The organism is Streptomyces sp. NBC_01268, assembly GCF_036240795.1.
In the GTDB taxonomy this organism is placed as follows: domain Bacteria; phylum Actinomycetota; class Actinomycetes; order Streptomycetales; family Streptomycetaceae; genus Streptomyces.
On the sequence record NZ_CP108454.1, the window covers coordinates 8,402,367 to 8,416,766 of the forward strand.

Sequence of the window (14,400 nt, forward strand, 5' to 3'; positions counted from 1 at the left end):
CGACGGCATCCTGGCTGGGCGGGGCCGTGCGCGAGGAACGGCACTGGCCGTGCTTTTCGCGGTGCGTGGTGCCAGAGGGACAATCGAATGGTGAAACGGTTGGGAGGCTTGGGCCGACTGGTGCCGCCCCGGACGGCGTCGGTCGGTGGGCCGCGAGCGCGTGATCGCCTCGGGGATGCCCTCTTCAGCCGTGTCGCGGGACCGTCCGGTGCGGAGAACCGGGCCAGGATCCACGAGACGCCCGGCCCGAGATGGTTCGCCGCCGAGGACCCGATCCGGCGCGTCCACGGTGACGCGTCGATGTTCGTCGGCGGGCTGAGCGCGCTCCTCCTGCAGTCGCTGCACCCGCGGGCGATGGCCGCCGTGGAGGCCCATTCCGGATACCGGGGAGACCCCTGGGGGCGTCTGCAGCGGACCAGTACCTTTCTGGCGTTCACCACCTACGGGACGGCCGAGGACGCGCAGCTCGCGGTGGACGGCGTACGGGCGGTACACGCGCGCATCAGCGGCCGTACCCCCGACGGTGAGCCGTACCGCGCCGACGATCCGCACCTGCTCGAGTGGGTGCACGTCGCTGAGGTCGACAGCTTCCTGCGAGCCCACCAGCGATTCGGTGCCCGGCCTCTGGAGGCCGGCGAGTGCGACGGGTACGTCGCCTCTGCGGCCCGCGTCGGGCACGCTCTGGGCGTGGTCCGTCCGCCGCGCACAGCGGACGAACTGGCGGAGCGGATCGACGCCTTTCGGCCGGAGCTGCGAGGTACCGACGCGGCCCGTGCCGCGGCCCGCTTCATCTTGCTCAGCCCACCGCTGCCGTGGCCGGCGCGGCTGCCGTACGCGATGTTGGCGGCGGCCGCGGTAGCCCAGCTCCCTGACTGGGCCCGCGCCCCTTTGGATCTTCCGTTGCTACCGCGGACGGAGCGCTGGTGCGCGACTCCCGCCGGCGTCGCGGTGACCGCCGCCATCCGCTGGGCCATGCACCGACCTCCCCCGTCCGGCGTGGAGTGATGGGGCCGTGTTCAGCGTTGGGCCGGCATCGCGGCCGTGGCGCGGTCAGGACGCGCTGCAGGACGGGGACAGGGATCGCCGGGTTGGTGACCGCCGTGGGTGCGGTGTCGCGGTCGTGCAGCAGATCGGCCAGGACGCGGGCTGGCAGCCGCACGTTGCGTATCGCGGCCGCTCGGACGTGGTCCACCGGGTCGTTCAGCAGCCGCACGGCTTCGGCCGGCGTCAGTCGGGGGTCCTCGGCGCGCGGCGACGTACCTCGGCATCTGGGTCACGCGAGAGACGAGCGACGTCGGCCGGCGTACTTGCTGGATCGTCCCGGGCCAGGCGCCGCATCCGGCCAGCGGGGTCGCCCGCGTAGCGCAGCAGGCCTGTGCGGGGGAACTTGGGGTGGCTGCGGGGGCGGTCGGGGTGGCTGAAGCTGCCGTCCCACCAGCTCCAGACTTCCAGCAGCATCTCGGGCGGTGCGTCATCGCACGATTCGGCGAGAAACAGGCGGACTGTGCGGTCCTCGTCCCGTGCCAGACGTTTCACGACGTCCGGTGGAAGATGCCGCGCACGGGCCACGCTTCGGCGGATGAGCGGATGGCACGACCCGGCGAGGCGGCGCATCGCATCGGTGTCCTCGTGCAGGCACTCGACCTCGCCATGGACGACCCTGCTGTACGGCTGTGCTCGCCTTGCAGAGCCGCTACCGGACATCTCCCACTCTTGCGCGGCTTCGCTACTGCGTCGACTGACCGGGCGACGAGCGACGTCGAGATGCCCTTGTTGCTGGCCTGTGCCTCGCGCAGGCCCTTCACACAGGTGCCGGCGCCGACTGGCGGGGAGCGGCGTTCGCACCCTGCGCCATGCGAGCCCGATCGGGAGGCCTCGAGCCCTTCTGCTGCACAGGGACACGGAACTCCGCCGCCGAATGGTCGATCCGCCAACGACCGCGCCCACCCCTTGGATGTACTGCCGGACGACCAACGCGACGCCTGGGCAGACCCTGTGACCTGCGTGAAGGCCCGGTGAATAAGATGATCATGGGCGGATGGGGGCGCTTAGCCTGCCCGAATGAACCCCATGCTCGGGCGAAGAAATCGCCTCGTCCAGTTCGCACTCGGCGCGGCCGTAGCCGCCTCGGTCCTGCTTCCCACCCAGCCCGCCCAGGCTGCGTCGGGTCTGGACCCGTTCACCGCGAACTTCAAGCTCACCCGCGTCGACGGGGACAAGACGGGCCTCATCGACTCCGCCGAGGCCGCCGGCGTCGCCAAGGCGTCCGTCACCGACGTCCTGGGCACCCGCACCGGACGTCCGGGGCTGTGCCACGCCACCGGACTGAACGGCGCCCTCAAGCCCGACGGCTTCTGTTGGGACGACGAGGACGACCGGTCCAACTACGCCGACAGTGGCGGCGGCTGGATGCCGCAGGGCTTCGCGGGTTCGCATGCCGCCACCGACGACGGGCTGTACGCGGGGCGCTCCCTCACCGCCACCGCCTGGTACCACGGCACGTGGGTCGCCGGCCGGAACCCGGAGACCGTCGAGGACTATGCGCGGGTCACGATCACGGAGTCGACCGGCGGCCAGGTCAAGTACGGGCACATCGCGCTCGTCGAGCCGGTCAACGGCAACTTCAAACCCCTCGCGTACACCTCGCACTCGGACGGCGTCGCCTGGTACGGCAACCGGCTGTTCGTCGCCAACGGCGCGGAACTCCAGGTCTTCGACCTGACGCGCATGTGGCGCATGAACGACACCACGAGCGCCCTCACCGGCCTGAATGCGGGCAAGTCCTCCGCCCGGTTCCACCTCTGGGCGATGCCGCTCGTCGCCCGCTACAGCACCATCAGCACGGCCGCGGTCGACAACGTCTCCACCGCCTGGCTCAACAACAGCCCCCGCGCCTGCGGTCCGAGCGTCAACAACGAGCTGTGCCTGAGCAGCCTCAGCGTCGACCGCTCCGGCGCGACGCCGGCCCTTGTCTCGGTGGAGAACCGCGGCGGCGCGGGCGCCCGCATCGTCCGCTGGCCCCTGTCGGCCCTCGGCACCGGCCTGCCCACCACGGTGGCTTCCGAGCCCACGGGCTACTCCTCGCCCGTCTGGGGCATCCAGGGCACGGCCACGGACGGCACCAACTACTACATGAGCGGCACCTGCCCGACGTACTGGCCGGGCGGCACCGATCTCTACTCCTGCATCCACGTGGCCAAGCCCGGCGAAGCGCCCCACGTCCTCACCCAGGCCCCACAGTTGACCCAGGGCCTCTCCTGGGACCCCCTCGCCAAGCGGCTCTGGGGCGCCAACGAGGCGCTCGTGGACTCCAGCGGACCGCGCAGGGTCGTGTTCAACATCGAGCCCGACGCCGGCAAGCCCGTCGACGGCTGGAGCTGGCTCACCAACTTCCACCAGGCCGGCTCCGTCTGCGCGACACCCCAGGGCAACGGCACCGCCAACGGCACGCCGATCACGGTGTGGACCTGCACGGGATCGGACGCCCAACGCTGGAAGTACGAGAACGGCCTGATCGTCCACAAGACGAGCGGCAAGTGCATCACCCCCGAGGCGAACGGCGCGAACACCGACGGCGCGCTCCTGACCCTGTGGACGTGCAACCCCTCGAGCGACGTCCAGCGGTTCGCCCCATCGGCCGACGGCAGCGCAGTGAACGCCTACGGCAAGGCCATCACGCCGAAGGGCAACTCCTTCGGCAACGGCGTCTGGCTGACCCTGTGGACCCAGGGCAGCCCCACCCCTGACGTCCAGGACTGGGTGGTCAAGGGTTTCTAGCCCCGCACCGGGGGCTTCCACACCCACCCACCCACCCACCCGCACCCGCTGCCCAGACACCGACGAGGGGCCGGCCCCGCTCCGGGGCCGGCCCTGGCGTGCTCACGGGATAGGACGCGCAGGCTGAGAGGAGGCGGGACGAGGCCCGTACGGGTTCCTCCGCCGGTCGCCCCGAAGCGTCTGAAAACGCCCGTTGCGCCACCTAGTATCGGCGACACCACCGGCCCCTTCCGGATCTCCCTCGTCGGCTACTGGCTGGTCGGTCTGCCCGCGGGCTACCCGCTCGGCGTCACCGCCGACTGGGGCGTCCAGGGCGTCTGGACCGGCCAGACCATCGGCCTCGCGGCCACCGCCGCCCTCCTCCTGATCGCCCTCCTGCGCCGCGTCGGCCAGCTCCTCCGGGAGAAGACCGGCACTGGCAGGGCGATTTCCCGGTGCCGAACACCGCCGCCGACGGCTACGCGGGCACCGCCCCGGTGAGGTCCTTCTGACCCAACGCTTCGGGCTCTACAACACCGTCGGCAACGTCTGGGAGTGGTGCGCGGACTGGTTCACACCGGGTGAGGAGATCTCACGGGTGATGCGAGGCGGTTCGTACCTGTGGCACGACCCCTACTGCAACCGTTACCGGGTGCCGCGCGCAGCTCCAACACGCCCGACAGTTCGACCGGCAACATCGGGTTCCGGGTGGCCGCCCACCCCGCGTGATCCCGTCCGGCACATGCTGGGAGAGGCCGTCCCGGGAGCGACGCTCCGGAACGGCCTCTCCGGCCTGTGGGCCGGAAGGTTCACTCCACCGTGACGTGGGCCAGGGCCCAGGAGGTGTGGTCGACGGACGTGCGCTTGTCGGCGTCCTCGACCACGAGGCGCAGGACGCGCACCCCGCTGACGTCCAGGTCGACACGGACCGGGCCAGTGGCCGCGGTCAGCGTGGGGGTGGACAGCAGCAGGCGGTCGTCGCCGTGGACCTTGGCGCGGATGGCACCGTTGCTGCTCCGCTTGGCGGAGGAGTCGTCGATGCCGACCAGAGAGGTGAACCGGACGGCAGCAGCGCCGAGGTGGTAGGCGATGTCGCTGGGCACGTGGACACCCAGGCCCTTGGGGTACGCCGTACCGCCGAAGGAGAGATCCGATCAGCCGATGGTGAAGCGCTGGTTCTGGGCGCCTCGGTCACAGCTCGCAGTGCGGTAGCAGCCGTTGTCCTGCTGGCAGAGGCAGCGGCCCGTGCCGACGCTTTGGAGCATGACGGCGCTGCGGGCGGCGGGATGGACGGTGCACCACTTCTTCCCAGCGGTCTTCAGAGGTACCTCCCCAGGAGCCACGAACACCACCGCCTACGCCTAAGGAATGGTGAGCAACCCTCATCGAGACGCTCATGCCGGTCGATCCGGTCCGGGGACGGCGCCGGCCGATCATCCACGCAGGCCTGACTCCATCGCGTGGCAATACCGCACCAACTCGCCCTTGCGGGACGTCCCCGAGGCTCGGACCGTCCCGGCTCCTCCAGGTAGCCGCGTACCACGGGAGTTCGGGGTGATCGGGGCGGCCGACGCGGTTCGTCTTTTCGCGGCAGCCCGATCGCACCCGGCCGAGGCGGTGGGCCCCACTCATGGCGGCGCGAGTCCTTCCAGTGGTGACGGGCGCGCAGCGCCTGGGCGTGGGGTCGCTGCTCCGGTGCGGTGACGGGGCTGTGTGCGTTGGGCGTGTCGGGGGGACCAGGCGGCCTCCCTCCATTTCGCTGTGACGGCCGCAGCGTCGGCCCTGGACCGAACCACGACCGCCCCAGCGAAATGGACATGGTGTGACCAGAAGACACGGGCGTCACGACCGCCTGAGGTACAGCGCTGCTGGAGTGGCGGTAGCCCTCATCTGGGGATGCGCCACCGCTGGGAACGCCCAGCCCTCCGATGCCGCACCCGGCGGCTTCGAGCGGGCGGCCGAGCAGGCGGCGGCAGAGTTCGGTGTGCCGAAGGAAGTACTCCTCGGCGTCAGCTACGAGTCCTCGTGGTGGGAGGCCAACGACGGCCGCCCCAGCACCAAGGGCGGCTATGGGCCCATGCACCTGACGGACACGACGTCCGGGGGAACGTACGACCATCGCCCAGGCGAGGGGCCCGTAGACGCCACGGGCACCGACGACCCGTCCGAGCACACGTTGCAGGCTGCCGCCGCGATGATCGGCGTCTCGTCCTCGACTCTCAAGCGGGACGAGCTGCAGAACCTTCGAGGCGGCGCCGCTCTGCTCGCCTCGTACCAACGTCAGGTCACCAGCGAGATGTCACCCGACCCCGGCAGCTGGTACGGGGCCGTGGCGCGCTACAGCCAGGCCGCCGACACCGCGGATGCGGAACGGTTCGCCGATGGCGTGTTCGCAGTGATCCGCTCCGGCAAGCAGAAGGTGCGCAAGGACGGCCAGAGGATTTCCTTGACGAAGTCGCCGTCCGCCCGTCCGGCGAGGTCGCAGCTCGCGTCCCTGGGGCTGCGGACGTCGGCCGCGGCAGCGGTGCCGGAGTGCCCCGCCGAGCTGAAATGCCGGTTCGTGCCCGCTGCCGCCTCGAACTACCAGGTCTCCACACGGGACTCGAACGGCATGGACGTCGACTTCATCGTCATCCATGACCTCGAAGGGTCCTACGACGGGGGGATCAGCTGGTTCCAGGACCCCGTCAGCGGGGTTTCCGCGCATTACGTGATGAAGGCCGACGGCAGTGCGGCAACGCAGATGGTCGCCACCAAGGACATCGCTTTCCATGCCGGGAACTACTGGATGAACCTGCACGGCATCGGCATCGAGATGGAGGGGTACGCCGCCCAGGGGCCCACCTGGTTCACTCCGGCCCAGTACAAGGCGACTGCCGCGCTGGTGGCCTACCTGGCACGACGCTTCGACGTGCCGCTGGACCGCCGGCACATCATCGGCCACGACAACGTCCTTCCGCCCAGGCCTGCCCGCGCGCCGGACGCGCACTGGGACCCCGGCCCGTACTGGGACTGGGAGAGATTCATGGCTCTCCTCGACGCCGATCAGCGTCACGAGCGCGAGGCCGGGGGAGGGGAGCAGGGCAGGAACGTCGGCGTCGGACAGGCGGTCATGATCGCCCCGACGTTCGGCAAGAACGCGCAGACGGTGACCGTGTGTTCCCCGACGTGCCGGTCCTGGACACAGCCTTCGAACCTTCTCTACGTGCATACGGAGCCCCGCGCCGACGCTCCGCTCGTCTCCGACCTCGCCCTCCGCCCGGACGGGTCGGCGGGAAGCGACCGCATCGACGACTGGGGGTCCACCGTGGTGTGGGGGCAGGAGTTCGTCGTCGCCGACATGCGAGGGGACTGGACGGCCATCTGGTTCGGTGGGCAGAAGGGATGGATCCACAACCCCGCGGGGGTGAACACCCGCCCCGCCCCGAACGCGCGGATCGTCCGTCCCGCGAGCGGGGCGAAGGTCTCGGTCTACACGACGGCCTACCCTCGAACGGACGAGTACCCCCGGGGGCTGCCGGCGTCGGCACAGACGCGGTTCGACATGTACGGGTTTCCCCCGGGGCAGAGCTACGTGGCCACTCGCACACCGCTCGGCGCCGACGACTTCTTCCCCGCCACACCCACGCGCCCGGAGGTCGTGGTCACCGGCGGCCAGAGGTACGACGTGATCCAGTACAACCGGCGCCTGGCTACGGTGAACACCGCGGAGACAGGATGACGGCCCTGGGCCGGCTGTCTTGATCACGAGCGCTGTGACGGCGCCGGGTCTTGACCATGGCGAAGACCTCCGGCGCGGTGGGGGTGTCGAGACTCCGCACCACGCACGGAGGGAGGCAGGTGGCGAGGCCGAGAAAGGCTTCGTGGATGTCGTCGCGTCGTTCCCAGCGGATGCGTAGGCGCCGAAAGCCGTGCAGCCAGGCGATCGTCCGCTCGACGACCCACCGGTGCACTCCGAGGCCGGAGCCGTGCGGGACGCCACCGCGGGCGATGACCGGTTTGATGCCCTGGGCCCAGACCAGTCGGCGGTACGTGTCGTGGGCGTAGCCACGGTCGCCCAGCAGCAGGTCAGGGCGTCGCCGTGGCCGGCCGACCAGGCCGGCCACGGACGGGACCCTTCGCGTCCCCGTCCAGAGACACACCAGTCTGCAGCCCCGGGTACTCGGACTCGAAGAGGTCCAGCCACGCGCCGTCCAGCAGAACGCCGTTCGTCCGCATCGAGACGCGGACCACCGTCGGCTGGGCAGCAAGGTCGCGCAGGATCTCGGCGATGTACTCGCGGCCCGCGGTCAGCGGCTCGCCGCCGTGCAGCTCGATCGCGAGCCGGCGGCCCGGGAAGATCGCGACGAGCCGGCGCACGGCCCGGCGTCGATCCGCGCTCCTCCCGGAGCCTCCTTGCGCTTCTCGTAGCAGTACAGGCAGTCGATGTCGCAGGTCTCCCCACGCACCTTCAAGATCACCGCGACGGCAGCCTCGCCGTCGTCGGTCTCGAGGCCGCGGTACAGCTCGTCGATCGGGCTGTACCGGCTGGGCGGGCTGCGCATCGGCTGCCTCCCTGCACGGGTCGCCGCCGAGCACGGCTACCCGCGGCCGAACGCCTCCGCGCAGTCCTTCCCGTTCGCGCCGACCGACGTGCGCTACGTCAGGGTCACCGGGACGAAGCTGCGCCAGGACCCGCGCGGCAACTTCCACCTCCAACTGGCCGAGATCGAGGCCGCCGGCGAGGAACTGGCCGCCAACCGGCCGGTGAGCACGTCGAGTTCGATCGAGGGCTCGGGCTGGAAGCGCACCGCCGCACCGTCGCCGACGAGCACGGCTACGCGAGGCCCGGCGCCGCCGCCCGGACCTTCTCGTTCGCGCATACCAAGGCCCGCTACGTGAAGATCACCGGCACCAGGCTGGGTGCCGACCAGTTCGGCGACCACTACCTGCAGCTCGGCGAGATCGGCGTCAGCTGACGACACCGGATCCCGCCATGGTCCGGGCCCGGCTCTCCGCCGGGCCCGGGCCGTGCCCTCCGGGCCGCGTGCGGCTTGATCCCCCCGAAGGCGCCGTGTGTCACTCCTCGTACCGAATGCCGTGGGGAGCGGCGATGAGGTTGAGTGCGGCAGGGGTGAAGGAGCCGTCGGGGCCGGTGGCGGGGCCTGCTTCGGTGAGGTCTTCCAGGTAGCACTCCCAGCCACCGGGTGAGGAGACCTGCAGGACGCGGGGCGGTATGTCGGTGACACGGCTGAGCGCGTGCGGAACTCCCTTGGGCAGAAGGACGAATGACCCGGCGGGGACGGTGAGGTCTTCGCCGTCGAAGTGCACGCCGAGCTCGCCCTCCAGGACGTAGATCATCTCGTCCGCCCGGTGATGGGTGTGCCGTGGAATGTCGCGGACCAGGGTGACCTCCAGCAGCGACAGGCGGCCTTCGGTGTCCTCGGTGCGCGCCTTGACCTGGAAGGGCGGGGGCAGGGCCACGCGGCCGGGCCTGCGCTCGCCGGGCAGCAGCTTGATGAATCGCTCGTGCGACATGACGGTTCCCGTCTCTCGGTGTCAGGGAGATGTGTGTGCCGGGTGGTGGTTCATCGGTCGGGGTCGGCGGCCTGCAGGACGTCGGCCAGTCGCGTCAGGGCGGCCACGACCTGCTCACGGTCTTCGCCAAGGCCGGCCAGCAGCTCGGCCTCGCGCTCCAGTAGCCGGGGGAAGAGCGTGTCGATGGCCTGCTCGCCCGCCTCGGTGATGACGACCTCCACCGACCTGCGGTCCGCCGCGCTGGGAGTGCGCCGGATGTAGCCGCGCTCCTCCAGGCGGGCCAGGCTCTTGCTCACCGCCACCCGGGAGATCCCCAGATGCGCGGCCAATCGGCGGGCGATGACCGGCCCGGACGCGTGCCGCAAGGGGATGAGCAGATCCAGCTCCGGCGCCGTCACCGGCGCCGCCTCGTGCAGCGGACGCAACGCCCGCTCATGCAGCAGGTGCACCCGCCGGATCAGCGCGATCACCTCCATCGGGGAGGTGTCCATGCCCGGATGCTGCGACATCCACCGCGCCCGCATGTCCTCTACGGAAGGAAGCACACCCAACCAATCGTTAACCAGTGAACAATTGGTTTCACTATAGTCGCCGGGGACGGCGATCGCGGACCGGGGTGCGGCCTCCTCGCCGGGCCCTTGAAACTCGCTTCGCCGCCAGCTTCGCAGGAGCGATGATCTCCTCGAAGGCTCCTCGAAGGCTCGATGAAGGGCAGGTGATCATGGACGGCCGGCGATCAAGACTGATACTCCTGTGCGGCCTTCCCGGTGCTGGGAAGACCACGGTGGCCAGGAAGGTGGAGCGGGAACTCTCCGCTGTGCGCCTGTGTCCGGACGAGTGGCTTGTGGAGCTGGGCTTCGATCTCTTCGACGGTGAGGCTCGGGACCGCGTCGAGCGTCTCCTGTGGCAGCGCGCGGTGGGTCTGCTGGCCTCTGGAGCCGTTGTGATCCTGGAGAACGGGTTCTGGCAGCGTTCGGAACGCGACGAGATGCGGCTCCGGGCACGCGCACTCGGGGCCGAGGTCGAACTGCGTTACCTCGACGTGCCGATGGCGGAACTGGAGCGGCGCATCGCCCTCCGGAACCAGGAGCCGGGCTCGGTCGTGCTGACGGCCGAGCTGCTCAGGGAGTGCCAGAGCCGGTTCGAGGCCCCTACGCAGGCCGAGCTGGACCTGTTCGATCCGCCCCTGTTGTAGACGACGTGTGGAGAACGCCCGTCACGGCCCCTCTTGGAGGGCCGCTACGAGGATGGTGGCCTCGTAGCGGACCGCCGGTGCCGTACCTGGTGGCCACGGCTCGGTGGACACCGGGCCGATAAATTGCCGTGCGCGGTGCGGAGTCCGCCGTTACGGTCGTTCGTATGTGTTCCGTCATCCACAACTGGCAGGCCCTGCGCACCCGGTCGACGCACTGACCGTGGTGTCGGCCGTCGCCGACACCGGGTCCCACGTCCACCGTTCACCTCTGGATGACGAGGATCTTCACCATGCGCGCAGACTCGCGCACCACTTTCGTATGCGTTCACGGCGGCTCTAGTAACGCTCAGGCCTGGGGTCCGTTGCAGAACGAGCTGGCCTTGCTCGGGTACCGGTCGCACGCCGTCGACCTGCCCGGTCACGGCGCCTTCGCGGACACCCCTGCCGCCTACTACCGGCAACCCCAGGACGTCACGGCACTCGCCGCCGCACCCTCCGCGCTGCGCGGTGTCACGTTGAAGGACAACGTGCGCCACGTGGTGGACACCCTGCGGAAGCTCGCCGCGCCCGGGCCGATCGTCCTGGTCGGCAACAGCCTCGGCGGTCTGACGATCAGCGCCGTCGCCAACGCCGCACCGGAGCTGCTCGACCGGGTGGTCTACCTCTCCGCGCTCTGCCTCAGCGATCCGGCCATGCTCACCGAGGCGTGGGACGTGGCCGACGACAACCTGCTGGACGCCGCAGTGGCCCGGATCGCGGTGCCGGATGTACGCGATCCGGGCGTGGTCCGGCTGAACTGGCGGGCCGCCCATGCCGATCCGGACGTGTTCGCGGCGCTGAAGGCGGCCGTCATGGCCGACTCGACCGACCACCAGTTCCGGCTGCTGCTCGACTCCCTGGACCCGGACGAGACGTACGCGGCGATGGAGCCGGGGGCGTTGGTCCAGGCCGACGCGTGGGGGCGGGTGCCGCACACGTACGTCCGGCTCTCCGCCGACCGGAGCCTCCCCCTGGCGGTACAGGACCACATGATCCGCACGGCGGACGCACTGACCCCGCACCACCCCTTCGACGTACACACCCTCGCGACCTCCCACGTCGGCTACTTCAGCCGGCCACGGATCTTCGCGGAGCTGCTGACGAGCCTCTCCTGAAGCGTCCCCCCGCACCCCGGTCGCCCGGGGTGCGGGGGGACGTCCTCTCCAGGGGAGGGGCCCGCCCGGTCGAGGTGGACCTGATCCTTACTCGGCCAGCCCGCGGCTCGCCGCACTGGCGAGGCGGTAGTCGGCGTCCCGCTCGGCGAAGCGGTCAGGCGGCGCGGCAGAGTTCGGCCGGGTCGGTCCGGGACGAGGCGTGGGTCACGGTCGGGTGTACGGGACGGTCGGTGCGGACGGTGGCCGCGGCGTGCGAGCGCTTCCGCGCGAAGACGACGAGGCGCAGCACCGCGAACCGTGCGACACCGGCGAGTGCGGAGGCGGACAGGTAGACGGCCTGCCCGAGCACCGCACCGGGTTCCGCCACCAGCTGGTGGAGGACGAGTATCGCCACGCAGGTCACCACGTACGCTCCCCCCGCGGCTCCGGCGGACTGCACATGCTGACGCCAGGTCGCGCGCCCGCCCGCGCCGAAGGTGAAGCGGGCGTGCATCTCGGTGGCGAGGAGCGTGGAGACCACGGTGATCAGGGCGTTGGCCAGGATCCAGGGAATCCAGAAGGCGAGGAGCGGCACGGCAAAGCTGGAGGCGAGCCCCACCCCGCCGCCGCAGAGCACGAAGCGGGCGAAGGTGCTGAAGGCGCCGGGTCCTGCTTGCCGCCGGCCGCGTGCTGTCTCCATGATCCGCCCCCTTTGGTGACTCATCCCGTGAAACCCGTGAGACCCGTGAATCCCGTGAAAACGCGCACCCCTCGGCCCGTCGAGGCCGCAGAGTGCGCCATGCGTGGTGCCATTATGGCGCATGCGTGGCGCCATCGCGAGCCATTAATGGCGCCGCCTGTGGCGTCATGGGTTCCGTGGGCCGGGGCGTGGCCAGAAAGTTGCAGGTCAGGTGCTGTTGGGTCGCCGGCCTGGCGAGGCGGGACGCGCCGCTGACAGACTGGCCGGCGATCTGCCGAAGGAGCACCCCGTGTCGATGATCCACCGCCTGCGCAGCGCGGTCCGCCGGACGTACCGGCGCGCCGTGGACCTCAGCCACCCGGCGCGCTCGCCACTCGGCAGCGCCGTCGTCAACTGTGTGGTCTACGCGGACGGGGTGCGGCAGGAGGGCGTCCGGTCGGTCGAGGAGGCCGTGCGGCGCGTGCGCCGCAGGGGCGGCGGCGGCTTCGTGTGGATCGGTCTGCACGAGCCGGAGGAGAAGGAGTTCGCGGGGCTTGCCGAGTTGTTCGGGCTGCATCCGCTGGCGGTCGAGGACGCGGTCCACGCCCATCAACGGCCGAAGCTGGAGCAGTACGGCGACGTGCTGTTCGCCGTCTTCAAGACCGTTCGCTACGTGGAGCACGACGAGCTCACCGCCACGAGCGAGGTGGTGGACACCGGCGAGCTGATGGCCTTCACCGGACCCGACTTCGTCATCACCATCCGCCACGGGGGCCACGGCTCCCTCGGCCCGCTCCGCGAGGCCCTGGAGACGGAGCCGGAACAGCTCGCCAAGGGGCCCTCCGCCGTCCTGCACGCGATAGCGGACCATGTCGTCGACGACTACCTCGCCGTCGCCGACGCGGTGCAGGACGACCTGGACGCGATCGAGACCGCGGTCTTCTCCGAGCAGGGCGACCGTGGCGACGCCGGCCGGATCTACCAGCTCAAGCGCGAGCTCCTCGAACTCAAGCGGGCCGTGGCTCCGCTGGGCCGGCCCCTCCAGCGGCTCGCCACGGAGCCGGTCACGATCGTCGCGCCCGAGATCCGCGCGTACTTCCGTGACGTGGCCGACCACCTGGCCCGGGTCGCCGAGCAGGTCGCCTCGTACGACACCCTGCTCGACTCGATCCTCCAGGCCCATCTCGCGCAGGTGACCGTCGCCCAGAACGAGGACATGCGCAAGATCACCGCCTGGGCCGCGATCATCGCGGTCCCGACGATGGTCTGCGGCGTCTACGGCATGAACTTCGACCACATGCCCGAGCTGCGCTGGACCTACGGCTATCCCCTGGTCCTCGGCGTCATGGCCGTCGCCTGCTTCGTCATCCACCGGGGCTTCCGCCGCAACGGCTGGCTCTGACCCCCAGCGCCAGGCGTGTCAGGGACGCGAGACGGCCGTCCTGGGCGCCCGCTCGTCGGTCGGCGCCTCGGGTGTCCAGGTGCAGGGCGGGCAGGGTGACGTCCCTTCGGGGTACCCGGCGCGAGGCTGGCGCGTGGCGCCGGAGCGTGTCGCGCGGGTTCGGGATATGAGTGGTCGCCGGCGGCGGTCGGCGGTGATCGCCACTGTTCGGAAAGGCGGGAGTCCGGTGACCGTCAAACCCATTCCCGAAGGATATCCGCGCGTCACGCCGTACCTCTGCGTCGACGGAGCCGCGGCGGCGATCGACTTCTACGTCTCCGTGTTCGGCGCGAGCGAGCGGATGAGGATGCCGGCGTCCGACGGCAGGATCGGCCACGCCGAGCTGGCGTTCGGCAACTCGGTCGTCATGCTCGCGGACGAGTACCCGGAGATCAACTTCCGCTCGCCGAAGACGGTGGGCGGGACGCCCATCACACTGCACGTGTACGTCGAGGACGTCGACGCGGTCTTCGCCAAGGCCCTCGCCCGTGGCGCGAAGGAGCTGTCGCCGGTCAAGAACGAGTTCTACGGCGACCGCACCGGGCAGTTGGAGGACCCCTTCGGCCACCGCTGGAATCTCGCCACGCACGTGGCGGACGTCCCTCCGGAGGAGAGGGAGAAGCGGGCCAAGGAGGCCCTGCAGTCCATGGAGTCGGCCCCGGACGGCGACTGAAGCGCC

Annotated in this window: 14 protein-coding genes and 3 pseudogenes; 9 read left to right on the top strand and 8 right to left on the bottom strand. The window is 70.5% G+C overall.

Annotation, left to right across the window (positions count from 1 at the left end; translation table 11 throughout):
* Positions 1-87: 87 nt before the first annotated feature.
* On the top strand, positions 88-1,005 hold the full coding sequence (locus OG309_RS37535) for an oxygenase MpaB family protein (RefSeq protein WP_329427968.1): 918 nt from the start codon (positions 88-90) through the stop codon (positions 1,003-1,005).
* A 222-nt stretch (positions 1,006-1,227) separates the two neighbouring features.
* Here OG309_RS37535 and OG309_RS37540 read toward each other — a convergent pair whose 3' ends face one another.
* Positions 1,228-1,614, bottom strand: a complete 387-nt coding sequence (locus tag OG309_RS37540; protein ID WP_329427969.1) for a hypothetical protein — start codon at positions 1,612-1,614, stop codon at positions 1,228-1,230.
* 447 nt (positions 1,615-2,061) lie between these two features.
* On the opposite strand from OG309_RS37540, the gene OG309_RS37545 reads away from it, so the two are divergent.
* On the top strand, positions 2,062-3,777 hold the full coding sequence (locus tag OG309_RS37545; RefSeq protein ID WP_329427970.1) for an RICIN domain-containing protein: 1,716 nt from the start codon (positions 2,062-2,064) through the stop codon (positions 3,775-3,777).
* 416 nt (positions 3,778-4,193) lie between these two features.
* A pseudogene (locus OG309_RS37550) lies at positions 4,194-4,485 on the top strand (formylglycine-generating enzyme family protein); the annotation flags it as partial.
* Positions 4,486-4,565: 80 nt separating this feature from the next.
* Here OG309_RS37550 and OG309_RS37555 read toward each other — a convergent pair.
* Together OG309_RS37555 and OG309_RS37560 are read right to left on the bottom strand one after the other, a co-directional pair.
* Positions 4,566-4,892: pseudogene (locus tag OG309_RS37555) on the bottom strand (NPCBM/NEW2 domain-containing protein); the annotation flags it as partial.
* An 18-nt stretch (positions 4,893-4,910) separates the two neighbouring features.
* Entirely contained in the window at positions 4,911-5,099 is a 189-nt protein-coding gene (locus tag OG309_RS37560; RefSeq protein WP_329427972.1) for a hypothetical protein, read from the bottom strand.
* 530 nt (positions 5,100-5,629) lie between these two features.
* Here OG309_RS37560 and OG309_RS37565 point away from each other — a divergent pair.
* Positions 5,630-7,477 (top strand): N-acetylmuramoyl-L-alanine amidase, encoded by a 1,848-nt coding sequence (locus tag OG309_RS37565; protein WP_329427974.1) that lies wholly within the window; start codon positions 5,630-5,632, stop codon positions 7,475-7,477.
* A 112-nt stretch (positions 7,478-7,589) separates the two neighbouring features.
* Here the strand turns inward: OG309_RS37565 and OG309_RS37570 are convergent.
* Together OG309_RS37570 and OG309_RS37575 are read right to left on the bottom strand one after the other, a co-directional pair.
* Positions 7,590-7,871: pseudogene (locus OG309_RS37570) on the bottom strand (transposase); the annotation flags it as partial.
* Positions 7,825-8,115 carry a hypothetical protein gene (locus tag OG309_RS37575; protein ID WP_329427976.1) on the bottom strand — a complete coding sequence of 97 codons (291 nt, stop codon included), beginning with the start codon at positions 8,113-8,115 and terminating at the stop codon, positions 7,825-7,827. The pseudogene OG309_RS37570 and the gene OG309_RS37575, both read right to left, overlap by 47 nt.
* A gap of 66 nt (positions 8,116-8,181) precedes the next feature.
* On the opposite strand from OG309_RS37575, the gene OG309_RS37580 reads away from it, so the two are divergent.
* Positions 8,182-8,637 carry a hypothetical protein gene (locus OG309_RS37580; RefSeq protein ID WP_329427977.1) on the top strand — a complete coding sequence of 152 codons (456 nt, stop codon included), beginning with the start codon at positions 8,182-8,184 and terminating at the stop codon, positions 8,635-8,637.
* 177 nt (positions 8,638-8,814) lie between these two features.
* On the opposite strand, the gene OG309_RS37585 is transcribed toward OG309_RS37580, so the two are convergent.
* Both OG309_RS37585 and OG309_RS37590 read right to left on the bottom strand, forming a co-directional pair.
* The gene (locus tag OG309_RS37585; protein WP_329427978.1) at positions 8,815-9,273 is read right to left on the bottom strand and encodes a cupin domain-containing protein; all 459 of its coding nucleotides are present in this window, start codon (positions 9,271-9,273) and stop codon (positions 8,815-8,817) included.
* Between the two features lie 50 nt (positions 9,274-9,323).
* Positions 9,324-9,764 carry a MarR family winged helix-turn-helix transcriptional regulator gene (locus OG309_RS37590; RefSeq protein ID WP_329427980.1) on the bottom strand — a complete coding sequence of 147 codons (441 nt, stop codon included), beginning with the start codon at positions 9,762-9,764 and terminating at the stop codon, positions 9,324-9,326.
* A 182-nt stretch (positions 9,765-9,946) separates the two neighbouring features.
* Here OG309_RS37590 and OG309_RS37595 point away from each other — a divergent pair, with 182 nt between their 5' ends.
* On the top strand, positions 9,947-10,468 hold the full coding sequence (locus OG309_RS37595; protein WP_329427981.1) for an AAA family ATPase: 522 nt from the start codon (positions 9,947-9,949) through the stop codon (positions 10,466-10,468).
* 290 nt (positions 10,469-10,758) lie between these two features.
* A complete protein-coding gene (locus tag OG309_RS37600) occupies positions 10,759-11,622 on the top strand; it encodes an alpha/beta hydrolase (protein ID WP_329427982.1) in 864 nt (287 codons plus the stop codon).
* A gap of 154 nt (positions 11,623-11,776) precedes the next feature.
* On the opposite strand, the gene OG309_RS37605 is transcribed toward OG309_RS37600, so the two are convergent.
* Positions 11,777-12,301, bottom strand: a complete 525-nt coding sequence (locus OG309_RS37605) for a hypothetical protein (protein WP_329427983.1) — start codon at positions 12,299-12,301, stop codon at positions 11,777-11,779.
* 295 nt (positions 12,302-12,596) lie between these two features.
* Between OG309_RS37605 and corA the strand changes: the two genes are divergently transcribed.
* Positions 12,597-13,682, top strand: a complete 1,086-nt coding sequence (corA, locus tag OG309_RS37610) for a magnesium/cobalt transporter CorA (protein WP_329428748.1) — start codon at positions 12,597-12,599, stop codon at positions 13,680-13,682.
* A gap of 226 nt (positions 13,683-13,908) precedes the next feature.
* The gene (locus OG309_RS37615; RefSeq protein WP_329427985.1) at positions 13,909-14,394 is read left to right on the top strand and encodes a VOC family protein; all 486 of its coding nucleotides are present in this window, start codon (positions 13,909-13,911) and stop codon (positions 14,392-14,394) included.
* Positions 14,395-14,400: the final 6 nt, after the last annotated feature.